Origin of the sequence: Brachybacterium sp. GCM10030252 (assembly GCF_042666535.1) — a bacterium.
Lineage (GTDB): Bacteria > Actinomycetota > Actinomycetes > Actinomycetales > Dermabacteraceae > Brachybacterium.
This window is the reverse complement of record NZ_JBHTDM010000010.1, coordinates 190,954-210,346: the sequence shown is the minus strand read 5'-3', so window position 1 is coordinate 210,346 and position 19,393 is coordinate 190,954. Positions and strand designations below refer to the sequence as shown.

Sequence of the window (19,393 nt, the reverse complement as noted above, 5' to 3'; positions counted from 1 at the left end):
CCATTGAACCGCATCTCGGCCCTGGCGACGGGACCGGCCGGTGCGACAGGCAGACGCGAGGACGGGGCCGGCGGGGGTTATCCCCCGCCACAACGGCAGGACGCCCCTGTGGGAACTCGGCGCGGGCCCGAATACTGTCGGTGCCATGGACGAGACCTCGACGACACCTCCGGACGGCCGCTCCCGGCTCAGCCTCGCGGCGCTCGCCTCCGTGATCGTCGGAGGCCTGCTCTTCTGCACCTGGTTCTGGATCAGCCTGACGATGCTGTTCACCGGGCTCGGCTCGCTGCCCGCCATGGGCACCGGCCTGCTGCTGCTGATCCCGTGGCTGCTGCTGATGCAGGCCGCCGTGCGTCTGGAGCGCCGGAGGGCCGTGGCGATCCACCGGATACCCGTGATCCTGCCCGCACGGCGCCGGTCGTGGCGCACGGGGGCGTCCGGGTGGATCCACGACCGCTGGCTCGAGCTGGGCAGCGCGGCCTTCTGGCGCGGGGTCCTCCATCACCATCTGGCGATGCTCGTCACCGGCGCGTTCTTCGTGCTGTTCCTCCTCCTGGTGTGGACCGGATGGACCGCCGGGGACATCGCGCTGCGCCACGGCCCGCTCGAGGTGGGCTCGGTCCGGCTCCCGCGGTGGATCCTGGGGCTCATCTGCGTGGCGACCCTCGTGCTGTCCACGGTGACCCTCGTGCTCGGAGCCCTCGCGGACCGGGGCCTGTCCCGCGCACTGGTGTCCGGTTCCGAGGACGATCTGCGCGAGCAGGTGGCCGAGCTCGCCGAGCGCCGGCAGGGCGCGGTCGATGCCGCCGCCCAGGAGCGGCTGCGCATCGAGCGCGATCTCCACGACGGCGTCCAGCCGCGCCTGGTGGGTCTCGCCATGACGCTGGGCATGGCCAAGAACACGGTCCGTTCCGATCCGGACCGGGCCGAAGCCCTCGTGGGACAGGCCCACTCCGAGGCGAAGGCCGTCATGACGGACCTGCGCCAGCTGGCCCGCGGGATCCACCCCGCGGTGCTGACGGACCGGGGCCTGGACGCCGCCCTGTCCGCCCTCGCCGCCCGCTCACCGGTTCCCGTCGACCTGCAGGTCGACCTCGGCCGCGGGGCCGGCCCCGCCCTGGATCGTGAGCGCGAGGCCGTGGCCTACTTCGTGGTCTCCGAAGCACTGACCAATATCGCCAAGCACTCCGAGGCCGCACATGCCACCGTGTCCGTCACCCGCAGCCAGGACGTGCTGCGGGTGCGGATCGAGGACGACGGCCGCGGCGGGGCCCAGGTGCGCCGCGACGGACTCTCCACCGGCCTCGCGGGCCTGACCGACCGGGTGCGTGCCACCGGCGGCCGGCTCGAGGTCACCAGTCCCGCCGGCGGCGGCACGGTGCTGCTGGCCCTCGTCCCCGTCGGTCCCGGACACCGGATCCCGGCCGCGACCGGCCCGACCACCACCGAGGAGGCCCCGCGATGAGGATCGTGATCGCCGATGATGCCGTTCTGCTGCGCGCAGGGGTCGAGCGCCTGCTCACCGATGCCGGCCACGAGGTGGTCGCGGCGGTCGGCGATGCCACGGCGCTGCTCAGCGCCGTCTCCCACCACAAGCCGGACCTGGCGGTGATCGACGTGCGGATGCCGCCGACCTTCACCGACGAAGGGGTGCGCGCTGCGACCCTGATCCGGCAGCAGGACCAGGCGGTGGCGCTGCTGGTGCTCTCGCAGTACGTCGAGGAGCGCTACGCCTCGGAGCTCATCGCCGATTCGCCCCACGGGCTCGGCTACGTGCTCAAGGACCGCGTCGCCGATGTCGAGGACTTCCTGGCCGTCGTCTCCGATGTCGGGGACGGCGGCACCTGGCTGGACCCCGAGGTCGTCCAGCAGATCTTCGTCCGCTCCCGGCGACGCCGCACGCTCGAGGCCCTCAGCCCCCGCGAGCGCGAGGTGCTCTCGCTGATGGCGCAGGGACGCTCGAACCAGGCGATCGCCGACACCCTGTTCGTCTCCGCCGGCAGCGTCGAGAAGCACATCTCCTCGCTGCTGACCAAGCTCGACCTGCCCCCGGTCGACGGGGAGAACCGCCGGGTCATGGCCGTTCTGCGCTATCTCGAATCAGAGGACAGATGATGACCAGCACTCAGACCCCACAGCCCCCGCAGGCCCCACCGACCGGCCCCGGCCTCGCCGGCGGGTCACCGCACGGCTCCGGCCCCGACGCACCCAGGCCGACCACGTCCGTCGAACCGGCGCGCCGCCTCTCCCCCGCCCCCGAGGACGACCGTCCGTGGCGTCTGCTGATCACACTGCTCGGCGCGGCATTCGTGGCACTGATGGTGCTGGGCCTGGCCGCCATGTCGATCACCCAGTGGACCATCGCTCGCGGCTACGACGACGTGCCCGCCACCACGCACCTCGGAGAACCGAGCTCGCTCTCGCTGAGCTCGCGCATAGCCGACGTCCGCGTCCTGCGGTCGGCGGATGCCGATCAGGTCTCGGTGGCGCTGGTCGAGAACGGAGCCACCGAGCTCCCGCCGGCCGATTCGCTGGTCCGTGCCCGGATCGACCAGCAGGGACCGGCCGACGCCCCCGTCCTCGACGTGCGCCAGCCCGAACAGTTCAGCTCGGTGCCGTGGAAGCACGACGTGCGCGACGTGCTCGTCATCGTGCCCGAGGCGCATCGGCTCGCTGTGGACATCATCTCATCGGTGGGTGACATCCGCGCCGACGGCGACTACTCCGCCATGACCATCTCGTCGCAGGTCGGAGAGGTCCGCCTCTCCCCCGTCAGCGCACCGGGCGGGCTCGACGTCAGCTCCGACGTCGGCGGGATCGACATCGAGCTGGAGGGCACCGCCCCCGAGACGATCGGCCTCTCCAGCTCCGTGGGCGACATCGATCTGCGGCTGCCCTCCGGCGCCGAGAGCGACGTGGACGTCCACACCGATGTCGGCTCCGCAGACGTCGCGGCTCCCGGCACCGGGCGCTGGGCCGTCGACGCCCGGGCGGATACCGGCGACGCCCGGGTGGACCCGAGCCTGACCCGCGCCGACGGTCCGCTGGTCGGCACGCTCACCGTCGTCTCGGACCTCGGCGACGTCACCGTGACGCGGTGAGGGACAGCGACGTCGCCGTGACCCGCTTCGAGGTACACGGCGCCCCGCCGTCACCCGCCGAGAGACGCTGCGACGCAGGCCCGGGATCAGCTCTTGCCGCTCATCCCCTGCTGGATGAGGTCCATGACGGAGGCGTCGGCGAGGGTCTGGGTATCCCCCACGGTGCGGTTCTCGGCCACATCGCGCAGCAGGCGGCGCATGATCTTGCCGGACCGGGTCTTGGGCAGCTCGGTGACCAGGAGGATCTTCTTGGGCTTGGCGATCGGACCGATCTCCTTGCCCACGTGGGCGCGCAGGGTCTCGATGACCTGATCCTTGCCGCCCTCCTCGGCGACCGCGTCGTCATGGCCGGAGCGCAGGATCACGAAGGCGACCACGGCCTGTCCGGTGGTCTCGTCGTCGGCCCCGACCACCGCCGCCTCGGCGACCCAGTCGTGGCTGACCAGCGCGGACTCGATCTCCATGGTGGACAGACGGTGCCCGGAGATGTTCATGACATCGTCCACGCGGCCCAGCAGCCAGATGTCGCCGTCCTCGTCCCGCTTGGCGCCGTCACCGGCGAAGTAGAGCCCCTCGAAGCGGGACCAGTAGGTCTCCTTGAAGCGCTCCGGGTCGCCCCAGATGCCGCGGAGCATCCCCGGCCACGGCTGATCCAGGACCAGATATCCGCCCTTGCCGTTCTCGACGGACTCGCCGGCGTCGTTGACCACGTCGGCGCTGATGCCGGGCAGCGGGGTCTGCGCGGATCCCGGCTTGGTGGCCGTGATGCCCGGCAGCGGGGAGATCATGATGCCGCCGGTCTCCGTCTGCCACCAGGTGTCCACGATCGGGCAGCGGTCCCCGCCGATGACGCGGCGGTACCACATCCAGGCCTCGGGGTTGATGGCCTCGCCGACGCTGCCGAGCACGCGCAGCGAGGAGAGGTCGAACCTGCCGGGGATCTCCTCGCCCCACTTCATGGCGGTGCGGATCGCGGTGGGCGAGGAATAGAACAGGGAGACCTTGTGCTTCTCGACGATCTCCCACCAACGGCCCTGGTGCGGGGTGTCGGGGGTGCCCTCGTAGATCACCTGGGTGGCGCGGTTGGCCATCGGGCCGTAGACCACGTAGGTGTGCCCGGTGACCCAGCCGACGTCGGCCGTGCACCAGTAGACGTCCGAGGACGGCTTGAGGTCGAAGACGTTGCGGTGGGTGTAGGCGGCCTGGGTGAGGTAGCCGCCGGTGCTGTGGACGATGCCCTTGGGCTTCCCGGTGGTGCCGGAGGTGTAGAGGATGAACAGCGGGTGCTCGGCCTCGACCCACACGGGCTCGTGCTCGGTGGAGGCGTTCTCCCGCGCCTCGTGCCACCACACGTCGCGCCCCTCGGTCCACTCGACGTCGCCGCCGGTGCGGCGGACCACCAGGACCTTCTCGACGGACTCGGCGCCACCGGCGAGCGCCTCGTCCACGGCGGGCTTCAGGGGCAGCTGCTTGCCGCGACGGTTCTGCCCGTCGGCGGTGATGACGACCCGTGCCTCGGCGTCCTCGATGCGCGAGCGCAGGGCGTCGGCGCTGAAGCCGCCGAACACGACCGAGTGCGGGGCCCCGATGCGGGCGCAGGCGAGCATGGCGAACGCCGCCTCCGGGACCATCGGGAGGTAGATGGCGACGCGGTCGCCGGTCTTGACACCGAGATCGGTCAGGACGTTCGCCATCCGGGAGATCTCGTCCTTGACCTGGGCGTAGGTGAAGGTGGCGTCCGATCCGTCCTCGTACTCGGCCAGGATCGCGGCCTGATCGCCGTGGCCGGACTCGACGTGGCGGTCCACGCAGTTGTAGGCGGCGTTCAGGGTGCCGTCGGCGAACCACCGGGCGAACGGGGGGTTGGACCAGTCGAGGGTCTCGGTGAAGGGCGTCTTCCAGCTCAGCAGGCCGGCCCGGGTGCGCCAGAAGGCGAGCCGGTCGCGCTCGGCCTCCTGGTAGAGCGAGGGACGGGCCACGGCGTTCTGGACGAACTCGGAGGACGGGGAGAACGTGCGGGTCTCCTGCGAGAGATTCTCGATCCCGGTGACGGCGTCGTCAGACATCAGCGCTCCTGCTACACGGGCCCCGGTTCCGGGGCGGAATGGACGCCCCCACCGTATCGCAGGAGACCCACGTCACGCGCACCGTCCGGGACCCGGAGAGGCGGGCCCGGGGCGCCTCAGCAGTCCGGGACGCTGACCGGGACTGCGGTGACCGCGAGCCCGCCCATCGCGGTCTCCTTGTAGCGCTCGCTCATGTCCTTGCCCGTGCGGCGCATGGTCTCGATGACGGTGTCCAGCGAGACGAAGTGCTCCCCGGTCCCGCGCAGCGCGAATCGCGCTGCGGTGATCGCCTTGACCGCGGCCATCGCATTGCGCTCGATGCAGGGGACCTGCACCAGTCCGCCGACGGGGTCGCAGGTGAGGCCGAGATTGTGCTCCATGGCGATCTCGGCGGCGTTCTCGACCTGGGCGGGCTTGCCGCCCATCGCCTCGCACAGGGCTGCCGCTGCCATCGAGCAGGCCGAGCCGACCTCGCCCTGGCAGCCGACCTCGGCGCCGGAGATCGAGGCGTGCTCCTTGTACAGCGAGCCGATCGCGCCGGCGGTCAGCAGGAACCGCACCGCGACCTCGTCGGGATCGACGCCCTCGATGTAGGTGGTGGCGAAGAACAGCACGGCCGGGATGATGCCGGCGGCGCCGTTGGTCGGGGCGGTGACCACACGGCCGCCCGCGGCGTTCTCCTCGTTCACGGCGAGCGCGGCCAGGGAGACCCACTCGAAGGCATTCATCGGCAGCCGCGTGGGGTCCTCGGCGCTGAGGGAGTCGTACCAGGAGGCCGCGCGGCGCTTGACGTCGAGCCCGCCGGGCAGGGTGCCGCCGGTGCGTGTCCCCCGTTGGATGCTCTCCTCCATGGCGTGCCAGATCGCCAGGATGCCGGCGCGGATCTCCTCGTCGCCGCGCCACTGCCGCTCCCGCAGCAGCATCGCCTCGGAGACGGAGATGCCGCGGTCCTCGCACACGCGCAGCAACTCGTCGCCGGTGGTGAAGACCGCCGTGCCCTCGCCCTCGGCGGCGACCTCGGCGATGGACTGCTCCATATCGGCCTCCTCGACGACGAACCCGCCGCCGACGGAGAACATCGGCCGGCGCACCAGCTCCTCGCCGAGCGCGTCCAGGGCGATGAAGACCATGCCGTTGGAGTGCTGCGGAAGCACAGTGAGCGGATGCAGCTGGATCGAGGAGGGACGCAGGCTGACCGGCAACGTCCCATCCAGCAGCAAGCCGTCGCCCGCCTCGATGTGGGCCACCCGTTCGCGCCCGGCGATCGGGTCCACCGTCTCGGGATCTGCGCCCTCGAGGCCCATCACCACGGCGTCCAGGGTGCCGTGGCCGACGCCGGTGGCGGCGAGGGAGCCGTAGAGGTGGACCGCGACGTCCGCGACATGGGGCGCGATCACCGGATCCTGGAGGGTCTCGCGGGCGAACTGCGCCGCCGCGCGCATCGGGCCGACGGTGTGGGAGCTCGAAGGCCCGATCCCGATCTTGAACAGGTCGAACGTGCTGATGCTCATGGCTTGCCGCGCTTGCGGGGACTGCGGGACGGCGCACCGGAACGGCCGCGAGCGCCGCCCTTACCGGTGCTGGCCCGGCCGCCGGCACTCTTGCCGCCGCTCCGGCCTCGAGCACCCTGGCTCCGGGAACCCTGGCCACGGGCACCCTGGCCCTGCCGGCCGCGGCCCTTGCCACCGCGAGGAGGCTCCTCGTCCTCCTCCCAGGAGGCACGCCGTTCCTCATTGGCCCGGCGCTCCTCGGCGCGGCGGGCGTCGGCCCCGCTGGTGCGCTTGATGTCGAGCTTGCGCGGCGCGCCCTTGTACTTCACCTGCGCGGGGTCCTCGGCGGGCTCACCGCTGGGAGCACGCGCCCCGAGCTGCTCCAGGGCCGGATCCTCGGCCTCGGCGACCTCGGCCCAGGTGGCCTCGACCTCCGCCTCCTCGACGATCCGCCGGGTCGAGCGGGTCTGGTGCGGCAGGGCGAGGGTGACGACGGTTCCCGCGGCGCCGGCACGGGCGGTGCGGCCCGAACGGTGCACGTACTCCTTGACGTCGGCGGAGGGATCGACGTGGACGACCATGCTCACGTCATCGATGTGCAGACCCCGGGCGGCGACGTCTGTCGCCACCAGCACGGGATAGGCACCCTGACGGAACCCGGCCAGGACGTTGGTGCGCAGCCCCTGCTGCTTGTTGCCGTGCAGAGCCGCGGCGCGGACGCCGACCTCGACCAGCTCCTGTGCCACGCGCTCCGCGCCGAGCTGGGTGCGGGTGAACATCAGCGTGCGCCCTTCGCGGGCGCCGAGCCATGCGGTGACCGCACGCTTGGCGGAAGGTTCGATGGCCAGCACGTGGTGGTCCATGGTGGTCACTGCCGCGGCGACCGGGACGGTCTCGTGGCTGACGGGATCGACCAGGAACGTATCGACGAGATCCTCCACCTGCCCGTCCAGGGTGGCGGAGAAGAGCATCTTCTGGGTCCCCATGGGGATGGCCGCGAGGATGTCGGCGACATCGGGCAGGAAGCCCAGATCGGCCATGTGGTCGGCCTCGTCGATGACAGTGGACTCCACCAGGTCCAGCTGCAGGGCCCCGCGCTCGGCGAGATCGATCAGCCGACCCGGGGTGGCGACGATGATCTCCACGCCGCGGGCCACCGCGTCGGCCTGCTTCTCGATGTTCATGCCGCCCGCGACCAGCTGCGCCTTGATCCCGACCGCACGAGCGTAGGGATGGATGGTGTCGACGACCTGGACGGCGAGCTCGCGCGTGGGCACCAGCACGACCCCGAGGGGACGCTTGCGGTGCACCTTGCGGCCGCGGAACCGGGAGGTCATGGCGAGGGTGAAGGCCAGCGTCTTGCCCGAACCGGTCTCCGCGCGGGCCAGGACGTCCCGCCCGGCGAGCGCATCGGGCAGGATGGCGGACTGGATCTCGAAGGCGCGCTGAAGGCCCTGATCAGCGAGCACACCGATCAGCTCCTCGGGCAGGGCCATGTCCTCGAAACGCTCCGAGCTGTGGGTGGAGCGGCGACGGGCCTTGGGCATGGTGATCCTCCTGACGAAACGGACCCCACCATCATCGCGCACGGGCGGTCCGTGGAAGACTTATAGGCGATGTACCGCACTCTGTTGACCTCGAAGATCCACCGGGCCACCGTCACGCAGGCAGACCTGCACTACGTGGGCTCGGTGACAATCGACCCCGATCTCGTCGAGGCCGCCGGTCTCGTCGAGCACGAACAGGTCACCATCGCTGATATCACCAATGGTCAGCGCCTGACCACCTATGTCATCGAGGGCGAGCGCGGCAGCGGCGTGATCGGCATCAACGGCGCCGCGGCCCATCTGGTCTCTCCCGGCGACCTGGTGATCATCATGGCCTACGGGCAGTTCGAGGCGGCCGAGGTCTCCGCCCACCATCCGCACGTGGTGCACGTGGACGAGAGCAACCGCATCGTCGCCACCGGGGACGACGCCGCCCAGCCCGTCCCGGGGATGCCCGACCAGATCTCCGGCCGCGAATCCAGCGGCATCCGCTGACCCTGCCGAGCCGTCCGCCTGCCGTCACCGGCTGCCCGTCCGGCCGGTGGCAGTGTCCGGCTGCTGGCGACCGGCTGTCAGCGACCCGCCGCGCCGACATCCGTCCCGCCCGCCCTGCGGACGCGGCGAGCCCCGGCCGTCCCGGCGCTCTAGGATCGGCCAGATGACGACGCCACTGCCCCGCACCGAGCCGTGAGCGGGGTCCTGGCCGGATTCTTCATCGTCTGGTCCCTCATCGGCGTGGGCTGGGTGACCGGGCGGACCGGTGTGCTGGGCCCGCACGGTCGCTATGTGCTCAACCGAGCCACGTTCTTCCTCGCCTCCCCCGCCCTGGTCCTCGTCGGCCTCCTGGAGTCCGACGTGCGCGACATCCTCTCGATCCCCATGGCAGTCGCCGGGATAGCGGGCCTCAGCACCGGCGCGCTGCTGCTGCTGGCGGTGCGGCTGCTGACGAAGCGGCGCGGGGCAGAGCTCGTGGTCACCGCGATCAGCGGGTCCGTGGTCAACGGCGCGAACATGGGCTTCCCGATCGCCGCCTACGTGCTCGGAGACATCTCCCACGCGCTGCCGGTGATCCTCTTCCAGCAGGCGGTCTACAACCCGCTGTACCTCTTCGTCCTCCACCAGGTCACGCAGAAGACGTCGCTCGGACCCGCCGGCGTGGCGCGCACCATCGGCGCCAATCCCGTCATCGTCGCCGGCGCCCTCGGCATGGTGCTCGCCCTTGCCGGGGTGGACGTCCCCGCGGTGGTGCTCGAGCCCGTCCAGTCGCTGGCCGACATGGCGATCCCCGCGATGCTGCTGGCCTACGGCCTGTCCCTGCACGGCTCGACGCCGCTGGCCAAGGACGACGGCTACCGCGGGCTGATCGCCGTCGCCTCGAGCGCCAAGCTGCTGGTGATGCCCGTGATCGCGCTCGGGGTGGGTCTGCTGTTCGGGCTCAGCGGGCATTCGCTGTACGAGGTCGTAGTCATGGCCGCTCTGCCGACGGCGCAGAACGTGTTCGTCGCCGCCGCGCGCTACCGGGCGGCGGAGAACCTCGCCCGGGACACGGTGCTGATCACCACCATCGGCACCGTGCTGGTGCTGCTGCTGATCTCCGGACTGCTCGGGGTCTGAGTCCGGGCCGGTCGTACTCCGTGGCCTGGCCCGCCCTCGAGGGGGCGTCTCTGCCTCACCGCGCCGCCGCGACGGCGAGCCCGGATCCGCCTCCGACCTGCCCCGAGGCCGAGGCTCCGGTCCCGGGCGCGAGCTCCCGCTCCAGGAACAGGCTCGCCGCACCGATGGCGCCGACGTCGTCGCTGAGGTGCGAGCACTCGAGCACGGCTCGGCCGTCGGCCACCCATTCCCCGAGGGCCTCGCGGAGGGACGGCTCGGCGACGGACCGCAGCGCGGGCCAGGTGGGCCCGCCGATGATGATCCGCTGCGGGTCGTGGATCCCCGCGAGAACGGTCAGCGCCTCCCCCAGAGCCGTGCCATGGAGGGAGATGATCTCCCTCGCTGCGCTCCGCCCCTCGTCCGCGGCGGCGGCGAGGGCATCGATCATGGCAGTGGTGCCCGCCCCGTCGGGCAGCTCGATCCCGGCGTCCCGGGCACGGCTGAGCAGCCGGTCGGCGTCGGTGTACACGCTCAGGCAGCCGTGGCGTCCACAGGAGCACACCTCGTCGGCGCGACCGGTGGGCAGATGCCCGATCTCGCCGGCCTGTGTGCTTCCGCCGCGGTGGACCTGGCCGTTCGCACTGACCGCGGAACCCACGCCGTGGCCGACGTACACGTAGACCACCGTCTCGGAGCCGCCGAGGTGACGCGACCAGATCTCCCCCGTCAGGGCGGCATTGGTGTCCTTGTCCAGGAGCGCCGGCAGGCCGGTCACGGCGCTGAGGGCGTCGACCACGGGGACGTCGCGCCAACCCGGCATCCAGGGCGGGTTGCGCAGGATCCCGGCGGCGGCGTCGAGTCCGGCGGGGGCGGCGATCCCGATGCCCAGCAGACGGCGGCGGATCGGCTGGTCCGGCAACTCCTCGCCCAGCTGCGGCGAGGACGCACCGAGCTCACGGCACAGCTCGGCGATCGCGGCCGCGATGCGATCGATATCGGCCTCCGGCTCCTCGGTCGGCGGGGCGAGGGTGGCCCGGGCCACCGGCCGGGCGGCGAGGTCGCAGACGACGACGCTGATGTGAGCGGGGTCGAGGTGCACCCCGACGGCCAGGCGGGCGTCGGCGACCACGCGCAGCAGGGTATGCGGCTTGCCGGGCCCGGAGATCCGACGACCTGCCTGTTCGATCATCCCCTCGGCCACCAGGCGGCGGGTGATCAGCGAGACGGCCTGGCGGGAGAGCCGGCTGCGCCGCACCACCTCCGCCTGCCCCACACCGTCCGGAGCGCTGCGGATGGTCTGCAGCACCAGCCTCTCGTTGAACTCTCCGATATCGGACATCGACGACCCGCGCATGATGCTCCTCCCCGGCATCTCTCACGCTCCCACGCGGATGCCGTTGCATTAGTCCATCGGTGTGAGTAACCTACCTCACAGGAACGACGTGGTCCCTCCTCCCAGTGTGACCGCGAAGGCACCGATGCCTGCCGTTCCCCGGTCGCCGCGCCGACGACGGCGCGGCGAATATCGCCGCATCGCTGCAGGTGCGGTGCGTATCACCGCACCGATGGAGGTGCGGCGAATATCCGAAGGGAGAGCGATGAGCGCGAGCAATGCCGTCGCAGCAGGGGCCCCCGGCACCGGTGCCGCAGGGGCGGGCCCCTCTGCCGACCTCACCCCGCACGGCGGGCTGCCGACCCCATCAGGGCCCGGTAGTAAACCAGCCAAGCGGAAGCTCACACACCGGGACAAACGCAACCTCCGTATGGGGCTGCTATTCATCTCCCCCTGGATCATCGGAGTCAGCGTCTTCGTGATCTATCCGCTGGTCTACTCGTTCGCGATCAGCCTGACACAGTACTCGGGCATGAAAGCCCCAACTTTCATCGGATTGCAAAATTACGTCTCGGCCTTCGCCGATCCGCTCGTGCACACAGCGGTCGGCAACACGGTCTATTTCATGTTGATAGCCGTGCCACTCGGACTCGTGGTCGCCCTGCTCCTGGCGCTGGCAATGAACCGGAACGTGCGCGAGGTCGCGGTATATCGCACACTGCTGTACCTGCCTTCACTGATCCCAATGTTCGCGATGTCGTTCATCTTTATCGTGTTCGTGAATCCGCAGTACGGCGTAGTCAACCGGATACTGTCCCTGTTCGGAATGCCCGACACGAACCTGCTCGGCGAGCCGAGCACCGCAAAGCTCGTCATCATCCTCATGGCGCAGTTCGGCGCCGGGAACGCGGCTCTGATCTATCTCGCGGGCCTGCGGAACATTCCCGCGACCCTGTACGAGGCCGCCCGCATCGATGGAGCCTCACGGTTCCGCCAATTCCTGTGGATTACAGTGCCGCTGTTGACTCCGACTATTCTGTTCAATCTGATCACGGGGGTTTCGGGAGCAATGATGGTGTTCACCGAGGCGTACATCATGACCGATGGTGGGCCAGACAACTCGACCCTGTTCTACATGCTGTATCTGTACCGTAACGCATTCGGCTACGGGCAGCTCGGGTTCGCGTCGGCGCTGGCCGTCCTGCTTTTCCTGTTCGGAATGCTCTTGGCGGGACTCATCTACTGGCTCTCCCGCCGGTTCGTGAACTACGACGTCTCGGCCGGTTGAGGAACAGGAGAACCCCATGGCTATCGACACTGTGAACACGAGCAGCCGCAACCTCGGCAACGCTCCCAAACTCCGGACCCGTTCGAACTTCGGACGCAATCCCGACGGCTCACGCCAGAGCCCGGCCAGCGCGTGGATATCCCGCCTGGTTATTGTGGCGGTCCTTGCCCTCTTCTCACTCCCGCTGTACTGGATGGTCATCTCGGCTCTGAAGTCGCCGGAGGAACTTGCTCAGTTCCCGCCCACCCTCTTCCCGCGCGAGATCCACTGGGAGAACTTCGCAGACGCCGTCACGGTGATGCCTTTCTGGTTGTTCTTCCGCAACTCCGCGATCATCACGATCAGCGTCGTGGTCTTCAGCGTGGTATCGAACTTCATCGTCGCCTACGGCTTCGCCTGCATCGACTGGCCGGGCCGTAACCGCGTCTTCTTCATCGTGCTGGCCACGCTGTTCTTGCCCTTCCCGGTGACGCTGATCCCGATGTTCGACATGTGGGCCGCGCTGGGCGCCGTGAATACCTTCACGCCATTGATCGCGCCAGCCTTGTTCGCTGGTGGCTTCTTCACCTTCCTGCTTCGGCAGTTCCTGCTCCAGACCCCACGCGACATGCTCGACGCCGCCCGGGTGGACGGGGCGAGCGAATGGTCGATTGCCTGGAGGATCGTTTTCCCCACGGCACGTCCCGCGGTGACCGTGATCGCGATCTTCGCGGCCGTGGGCACCTGGAACGACTTCATGGGCCCGCTCATCTACCTGCAGGACGAAGAGAAGCAGACGCTCTCCATCGGTATGGAAGTTTTCCGTTCCGTCAATGCTCAGGATATCCAGTTCAACCTGCTGATGGCGGCATCCTTCCTGGTGTTGCTGCCACTGGTAATCCTGTTCTTCATATTCCAGCGCTACTTCATCAGCGGCATCACCCTCGGAGGTTTCAAGTGATCAATCGCAGAACTCTGCTGCGCGCTCTCGGCGCAGGCGCGAGCGTCTCCATCGCCGGCGGCTCGATCGTGAGCTGCTCGAGTCGTCCCGTCGGTGAGGATCGTGATCCGAACACGGTGCGGCTCTGGGGCATCTGGGCCTCCGATGCCGAGAAGGAGGCGCAGGTCATCGAGGCATTCAGTGAACAGAACCCGGACGTGACGATCGAGGTCTCGCAGGTCCCATCAAATGGGCAAGGTGACGCCTCAAGCGTGATCACGGCCGTACGCGGACGCACTGGGCCGGACCTGTACTTCATGGACCGCTTCAACGGCGCACAGTTCGCGTCCCTCGGTCTGCTCGAGCCTATTGACGCCCTCATCGAGGAGCACGAAGGAGTCAGCGCCGAGGAGTTCATGTCCGGCTGGGTCAAGTTCGCCACCGACGAGCTGTTCTACGACGGCCAGTACTTCGGACTACCGATGGACACGGACACCCGTGCCATGTATGTGAACACAGACCTGGCCGACGAAGCCGGGGTCGACCGGGCCCTGCTGGACCCGGCGAACGGTCCGATAAGTTTCGAGCAGCTGTGGGAGATCAACGACAAGGTCAATGTCCAGGACGAGCGCGGCACGTATGAGCGAGTGACGTGGATTCCCTGGGATGATCAGGCTTCGCTGCTGATGTGGGCGATGGCCCACGGCGTCTCGTTCTTCGACAACGCGAACTGCAAGATGCTCTTGGACTCCCCCGAGATGCTCGAAGTCGCGAAGATGTACGCGGGTTGGATCGACCGGCTGGACTTCCCGAGGATGGACGCCTTCAAGGCCACTTATCAGCCACCCAACGCCCCGCCCACGCAGACGTCGTTCTTCTCGGGCCGGCAGTTGTTCCAGATAACCGGACCCTGGGGCATCCAGGGCCAGGCCGACTACAAGCCTGACATGAACTACGCGGTCACCCACCTGCCGGTGCCGAACGAGGGCGACGATCCCTTCACCTGGGCGGGCGGTTTCGCCCTGGCGATGCCCAAGGGTTCGAGCATGTCGAAGCCCGCCTGGGATTTCATGAAGTTCTACGCAGGCTACGAAGGCCAGCGGATCTTGATGCCGCAGATCAGTCGCATCCCTACGAACATCGAGACGATTCGGGATCCCGAGGGGTGGAACCAGGACATCTCCTTCTTCGTCGAGCTCGCGGCAGTAGCCCTGTCGCGGCCACCGCTACCGGTCGGGACGAAGCTGTGGGACGCCATGATGACCATGCAGGGCAGTCTCAACCAGCAGTCGGAGACCCCGGAGAACCTCGTGTCCGAGGCGCAGCGCTACGTGGACCCGACGTTGCAGCAGTTCTGCCCGATCTCTCTTCCCAAGGGCTTCGGCGAGCCCGATCCCAACTTCTCCTCGGCGGACGTCTGAGAGATCGAATCGGATCTGCGCCCCGGGACGGGCTGACTTGTTTCGTCCCGGGGCGCGTTACCATGGCCACGTGGCTCAACGTCTGCTGCTTAGATAGCCGCGTCGGAGAACGCCTGCCCAGGCCACCGCCCGCGCGGCGGATCGGTCCCGCGGCGCGGGCACCGACGCGGCAACCCTCGCCTGCGCGGGGGTTTTTTCATGTCACGAGACGCCCGGCGGCATCGGCCGCTTCGATTCCGAAGGAAGTTCCCCATGAGCGAGGCCCCGTACCGTTACACCGCCGCGGTGGCGGACGAGATCGAGGAGCGCTGGCAGCAGCGCTGGGACGAGGACGGCACGTTCCATGCCGACAATCCCGTCGGCGCGCTGCGCGGCGAGGCCGCCTCGCTCGACCAGGCCGCCTCCGCGGGGTCGGCGGAGAAGCTCTACATCATGGACATGTTCCCCTACCCCTCGGGGTCGGGGCTGCACGTGGGGCACCCGCTGGGGTACATCGCGACCGACGTGACCGCGCGGCATCAGCGCATGCTCGGCAAGAACGTGCTGTACACGATGGGGTATGACGCGTTCGGCCTGCCCGCCGAGCAGTACGCGGTCCAGACCGGCACGCACCCGCGCACCACCACCGAGGCGAACGTGGCGAACATGCGTCGTCAACTGCACCGGCTGGGGCTGTCCCACGACCCGCGGCGCTCGCTGGCCACCACCGACCCCGAGTTCGTGAAGTGGACGCAGTGGATCTTCCTGCGCATCTTCGACTCCTGGTACGACCCCGAGTCCCCGAACGTGGACGGCATCACCGGGAAGGCGCGCCCGATCGCGGAGCTGCGCGACGAGCTGCGAGCCGGCACCGTGGACCCGTTCGCCCTCGCCGAGCGTCAGGACATCGAACTGCCCGCCGCCTGGATCGGTCGCAGCACTGCCGACGTCACCGCCGCGAGCGACGCGGAGATCGACGAGCTGGCCCACGCCTTCCGGCTGGCCTACATCTCCGAGACGCCGGTGAACTGGTGCCCCGGCCTGGGCACCGTGCTGGCCAATGAGGAGGTCACCGCCGAGGGCCGCTCGGAGCGGGGCAACTTCCCGGTGTTCCGTCGCCGCCTGCGCCAGTGGAACATGCGCATCACCGCCTACGCCGACCGCCTGCTGGACGACCTGGAGCGGGTCGACTGGCCCGAGTCGATCCGTACCATGCAGCGCAACTGGATCGGTCGCAGCCAGGGCGCGCAGATCACGTTCCCGGTGGCAGGGCTGACAGGCCACGAGGACCCGACGTTCGACGTCTTCACCACGCGGGCCGACACCCTCTTCGGCGCCACCTTCTGCGTCCTCTCCCCCGAGCATTCGCTGCTGGAGGATTCCTCGGCCCTCCCGGCGCAGTGGCCCGAGGGCATCCCCGAGGCCTGGAAGGGCGAGGCCGCGACGCCGCGCGAGGCCGTCGAGTCGTACCGCGCACGAGCCGCTGCCCTCGGCGAGGAGGAGCGCACCGCCGAGAACCGCGAGAAGACGGGCGTGTTCACGGGCCTGACCGCCACCAACCCGCTGGACGGGCGCGAACTGCCGGTGTTCACTGCCGACTACGTGCTGACCGGATACGGGACCGGTGCCATCATGGCCGTTCCCGCCGAGGACGAGCGCGACTTCGATTTCGCGGCCACGTTCGAGCTGCCCGTCATCCGTACCGTGCGGCCGCCCGCCGATTTCGAGGGCGGGGCCTGGACCGGGGACGGCGAGAAGATCAACTCCGCCAGTGCGGAGCTGGACCTCAACGGCCTCTCCCCCGCCGAGGCCGCCGAACGCGCCACCGCGTTCGCCGCCGAGAAGGGCTTCGGCACCGCGCGTACCACCTACCGTCTGCGGGACTGGCTGTTCTCGCGCCAGCGCTACTGGGGCGAGCCGTTCCCGGTGGTCTACGACCCGGACCATCCGGACGTGCCGATCCCGCTGCCGGATTCCATGCTGCCCGTGGACCTGCCCGAGGTCGCGGACTTCTCCCCCAAGACCTTCGATCCCCACGACGGCGACACCGAGCCGCAGACCCCGCTGTCCCGCGCCAGGGACTGGGCCGAGGTCGAGCTGGACCTCGGCGAGGGCCCCAAGCGCTACCTGCGCGAGACCAACACGATGCCGCAGTGGGCCGGCTCGTCCTGGTATCACCTGCGCTACATCGACCCCACCGAGGACGAGTCCCTGGTGCGCCGCGAGAACGAGGAGTACTGGCTGGGCCCCCGCGCGGAGGGCGAGGTCGGCGGCGTGGACCTCTACGTCGGCGGGCAGGAGCACGCGGTGCTCCACCTGCTCTACGCGCGCTTCTGGCACAAGGTGCTGTTCGACCGCGGCGTCGTCTCCAGCCAGGAGCCCTACCACCGGCTGTTCAACCAGGGCTACATCCAGGCCTACGCCTACACCGATTCCCGAGGCGTGTACGTCCCGGCCGAGGAGGTCGTCGCCGAGGAGGACGGCACCTTCACCTATCAGGGCGAGCCCGTCACCCAGGAGTACGGGAAGATGGGCAAGTCGCTGAAGAACGCGGTGGCGCCGGACGACATGTATCGCGACTACGGCGCCGACACGCTGCGGGTGTACGAGATGTCGATGGGCCCGCTGGACCTCTCTCGGCCGTGGGAGACGCGCGCGGTGGTCGGCTCGCACCGATTCCTGCAGCGCCTGTGGCGGCTCATGGTCGACGAGGAGACCGGAGCACTGACCGTCTCCGTGGAGCCGGCCGACCTGCCCACCCGCAAGGCCGTCCACCGCACCATCGACGGGGTCAGTCGCGACATGGCCCAGATGCACTTCAATACCGCGGTCGCGAAGCTGATCGAGCTGGTCAACCACCTCACGAAGGGCCTGACCGGGACGGGGGCCACACCCCGAGAGGCCGTCGAACCGCTGGTGCTGATGGTCGCCCCCTTGGCCCCCCACCTGGCCGAGGAGCTGTGGGCTCGCCTCGGCCACGAGGGCACCATCTCGCGGGCACCGTACCCGGTGGCAGACCCGGAGCTGGTCAAGGCCGACGCGATCACGTGCGTGGTCCAGGTCGGCGGCAAGGTGCGCCACAAGCTCGAGGTGGACCCGGAGATCTCCGAGTCCGACCTCGAGGCGCTGGTCATGGCCGGGGACCGGGTCCAGGAGGTCATCGCCGGCCGGCCGATCCGCAAGGTCATCGTGCGGGCGCCGAAGATCGTGAACATCGTGGTCTGAGAAGGTCGTCCCGGCCGGGCTGATCACTCGGCCGGGATCGTTCCTCCCCAACGCGGCTGCGTCCACAATGGAGACCGCGCGGCGGTCGACGAGTCGTTCGGCTGCCTACGGTCGGTCCATGAACATCTTCTGCGGATGCGACCCCGAGACCTTGGACGAGCTGGCCGAGAAGCTCGTCGAGAGCGCCAAGAGAATCATCGAGCTCATCGAACTCCTGCGCACGACCTCCGTCACGGTCGCGTGGGCCGGGCCGGACGCCGACTCCCATCGGGGCCAGGTCGATGCGGTCGCAGTCACTGCCGGCGACGTCTGCGCAGCGATCCGCGACCGGGCCGAGATGCTGCGGGAGGAGTCGGCGCAGCAGGTGAGCGCGTCGGAGGCCCGGTCCGATCGCAGCGACCCGCTGCGCTGGGCGCGCGCGGAGATGCCCGCCGGCCCCGGAGGAGGCAGCGGGGGCAGCGGTGGCAACGGGGGCAGCGGTCGCGGACTGCCCTTCCCCGAGCTGTTCCCGCGTCTGTCGCCACCACCGTGGTACGAGGGCCTCGGGCCGACCATCGGCGGTCCGTTCCAGGCGGAGGACCCGTTCGAGCTCGTTCCGGTGCTCGGCGCGCCCCTCCCGCCCGTCGTCACCGGAGGTCCGGGCAGCTGGTCCCCGATCGGAGGGCCCATGGCTCGGGAGCCGGAACAGCTCCGCCCGAGCCGCGACTCCTTGCCCGAGGGTGAGGAGTTCGACCTGGCTCCGGAACGGCTCGAGCGGGCCGAGGAGGTGCGCCGCGGAGCCTTCAAGATGACCAAGTGGAGCGCCGGGGCCCAGGCTCTCATGGACCTCCACAGCACCGTCGGGGACGGGCTCGATCTCGCCGAGAGCACGCTCGAGGACAACGGGCTCGGTGCCTTCACTCCGGCTGTCTCCCTCGCCCGGATCCCGCACGAGATCTCAGGCGTCGCCGTGGGCGAGAACTCCGTGATGGGCCAGGTGACCGGCGGCGTGGAGCACCTCGTGGCGAATGCGGACCAGACCACTCGCGAAGTCGTCGACGCCATCGGCGACGGTGATCCCGCCGCCGCGGCCCGAGCCGGCGAGCGCGGTATGTATCGCCACTTCGCGGGCGTGGCCGGCATCGTCACGGCCACCCCGGTGCCGGCGCTGACCGATGCGGTGGACAGCAGCATCGGTCACGCTGCGGACATCATCGAGCCGGTCAGCCCGGAGGCGGCCTCGCGAATTCGGGAGGGCCAGGACGCCGGGCGGGAGACCCTGGAGCCCGCTTCGCAGGCATGGGACGAGGCCACCGATGCCGAGACCTGGTACGACCTCCGCCGCGCGGTAGCGCCCCTGCCGTGGGATCCGCAGCCCCAGCCGGCGGGCTGAGGCGTGAGCCGCGCGTCTCTCGACCGGCCGGCCGCGCGCGAGGGGCGCATCCCGGCACC

At 69.6% G+C, this 19,393-nt stretch carries 14 protein-coding genes; 10 read left to right on the top strand and 4 right to left on the bottom strand.

What is annotated here, in order from left to right; genetic code table 11:
• Positions 1-145 precede the first annotated feature (145 nt).
• The 3 genes from ACFQRJ_RS11360 to ACFQRJ_RS11350 are packed head-to-tail and all read left to right on the top strand — an operon-like array spanning position 146 to position 3,101.
• Positions 146-1,465, top strand: coding sequence for a sensor histidine kinase (locus tag ACFQRJ_RS11360; RefSeq protein ID WP_377019205.1), 1,320 nt, complete (start codon positions 146-148; stop codon positions 1,463-1,465).
• On the top strand, positions 1,462-2,115 hold the full coding sequence (locus ACFQRJ_RS11355) for a response regulator (protein ID WP_377019204.1): 654 nt from the start codon (positions 1,462-1,464) through the stop codon (positions 2,113-2,115). The genes ACFQRJ_RS11360 and ACFQRJ_RS11355 overlap by 4 nt, the downstream gene beginning before the upstream one ends.
• Positions 2,115-3,101: a hypothetical protein gene (locus tag ACFQRJ_RS11350; RefSeq protein WP_377019203.1), complete on the top strand. Its 987-nt coding sequence runs from the start codon at positions 2,115-2,117 to the stop codon at positions 3,099-3,101. The genes ACFQRJ_RS11355 and ACFQRJ_RS11350 overlap by 1 nt, the downstream gene beginning before the upstream one ends.
• 86 nt (positions 3,102-3,187) lie before the next feature.
• On the opposite strand, the gene acs is transcribed toward ACFQRJ_RS11350, so the two are convergent.
• From acs to ACFQRJ_RS11335, 3 genes are all read right to left on the bottom strand, one after another.
• Complete coding sequence (gene acs, locus ACFQRJ_RS11345; RefSeq protein WP_377019202.1) at positions 3,188-5,167, bottom strand: acetate--CoA ligase; 1,980 nt, start codon at positions 5,165-5,167, stop codon at positions 3,188-3,190.
• 116 nt (positions 5,168-5,283) lie between these two features.
• On the bottom strand, positions 5,284-6,678 hold the full coding sequence (locus tag ACFQRJ_RS11340) for an L-serine ammonia-lyase (protein ID WP_377019201.1): 1,395 nt from the start codon (positions 6,676-6,678) through the stop codon (positions 5,284-5,286).
• Positions 6,675-8,204 (bottom strand): DEAD/DEAH box helicase, encoded by a 1,530-nt coding sequence (locus ACFQRJ_RS11335; RefSeq protein ID WP_377019200.1) that lies wholly within the window; start codon positions 8,202-8,204, stop codon positions 6,675-6,677. Before ACFQRJ_RS11335 ends, ACFQRJ_RS11340 begins: the two co-directional genes overlap by 4 nt.
• Positions 8,205-8,273: 69 nt before the next feature.
• On the opposite strand from ACFQRJ_RS11335, the gene panD reads away from it, so the two are divergent.
• Together panD and ACFQRJ_RS11325 are read left to right on the top strand one after the other, a co-directional pair.
• A complete protein-coding gene (gene panD / locus ACFQRJ_RS11330; protein WP_377019199.1) occupies positions 8,274-8,699 on the top strand; it encodes an aspartate 1-decarboxylase in 426 nt (141 codons plus the stop codon).
• 192 nt (positions 8,700-8,891) lie between these two features.
• Positions 8,892-9,818 carry an AEC family transporter gene (locus tag ACFQRJ_RS11325; RefSeq protein ID WP_377019198.1) on the top strand — a complete coding sequence of 309 codons (927 nt, stop codon included), beginning with the start codon at positions 8,892-8,894 and terminating at the stop codon, positions 9,816-9,818.
• Between the two features lie 55 nt (positions 9,819-9,873).
• Here the strand turns inward: ACFQRJ_RS11325 and ACFQRJ_RS11320 are convergent, their stop codons facing one another.
• Positions 9,874-11,136 (bottom strand): ROK family protein, encoded by a 1,263-nt coding sequence (locus ACFQRJ_RS11320; RefSeq protein WP_377019197.1) that lies wholly within the window; start codon positions 11,134-11,136, stop codon positions 9,874-9,876.
• Between the two features lie 121 nt (positions 11,137-11,257).
• Between ACFQRJ_RS11320 and ACFQRJ_RS11315 the strand changes: the two genes are divergently transcribed.
• The 5 genes from ACFQRJ_RS11315 (at position 11,258) to ACFQRJ_RS11295 (ending at position 19,334) form a co-directional block, all read left to right on the top strand.
• Positions 11,258-12,418, top strand: coding sequence for a carbohydrate ABC transporter permease (locus ACFQRJ_RS11315; RefSeq protein WP_377019196.1), 1,161 nt, complete (start codon positions 11,258-11,260; stop codon positions 12,416-12,418).
• A 16-nt stretch (positions 12,419-12,434) separates the two neighbouring features.
• Entirely contained in the window at positions 12,435-13,358 is a 924-nt protein-coding gene (locus ACFQRJ_RS11310) for a carbohydrate ABC transporter permease (protein ID WP_377019195.1), read from the top strand.
• Positions 13,355-14,758: an extracellular solute-binding protein gene (locus tag ACFQRJ_RS11305; RefSeq protein WP_377019194.1), complete on the top strand. Its 1,404-nt coding sequence runs from the start codon at positions 13,355-13,357 to the stop codon at positions 14,756-14,758. Before ACFQRJ_RS11310 ends, ACFQRJ_RS11305 begins: the two co-directional genes overlap by 4 nt.
• A 252-nt stretch (positions 14,759-15,010) precedes the next feature.
• On the top strand, positions 15,011-17,962 hold the full coding sequence (leuS, locus tag ACFQRJ_RS11300; protein WP_377019192.1) for a leucine--tRNA ligase: 2,952 nt from the start codon (positions 15,011-15,013) through the stop codon (positions 17,960-17,962).
• 118 nt (positions 17,963-18,080) lie between these two features.
• Entirely contained in the window at positions 18,081-19,334 is a 1,254-nt protein-coding gene (locus ACFQRJ_RS11295; protein WP_377019191.1) for a hypothetical protein, read from the top strand.
• Positions 19,335-19,393: the final 59 nt, after the last annotated feature.

Bases quoted from the DNA above. Each gene is read 5' to 3' on its own strand.
- ACFQRJ_RS11360 (WP_377019205.1), top strand. From the start codon at position 146: ATGGACGAGACCTCGACGACACCTCCGGACGGCCGCTCCCGGCTCAGC.
- ACFQRJ_RS11355 (WP_377019204.1), top strand. From the start codon at position 1,462: ATGAGGATCGTGATCGCCGATGATGCCGTTCTGCTGCGCGCAGGGGTC.
- ACFQRJ_RS11350 (WP_377019203.1), top strand. From the start codon at position 2,115: ATGACCAGCACTCAGACCCCACAGCCCCCGCAGGCCCCACCGACCGGC.
- acs (WP_377019202.1), bottom strand. From the start codon at position 5,167: ATGTCTGACGACGCCGTCACCGGGATCGAGAATCTCTCGCAGGAGACC.
- ACFQRJ_RS11340 (WP_377019201.1), bottom strand. From the start codon at position 6,678: ATGAGCATCAGCACGTTCGACCTGTTCAAGATCGGGATCGGGCCTTCG.
- ACFQRJ_RS11335 (WP_377019200.1), bottom strand. From the start codon at position 8,204: ATGCCCAAGGCCCGTCGCCGCTCCACCCACAGCTCGGAGCGTTTCGAG.
- panD (WP_377019199.1), top strand. From the start codon at position 8,274: ATGTACCGCACTCTGTTGACCTCGAAGATCCACCGGGCCACCGTCACG.
- ACFQRJ_RS11320 (WP_377019197.1), bottom strand. From the start codon at position 11,136: ATGTCCGATATCGGAGAGTTCAACGAGAGGCTGGTGCTGCAGACCATC.
- ACFQRJ_RS11310 (WP_377019195.1), top strand. From the start codon at position 12,435: ATGGCTATCGACACTGTGAACACGAGCAGCCGCAACCTCGGCAACGCT.
- leuS (WP_377019192.1), top strand. From the start codon at position 15,011: ATGAGCGAGGCCCCGTACCGTTACACCGCCGCGGTGGCGGACGAGATC.
- ACFQRJ_RS11295 (WP_377019191.1), top strand. From the start codon at position 18,081: ATGAACATCTTCTGCGGATGCGACCCCGAGACCTTGGACGAGCTGGCC.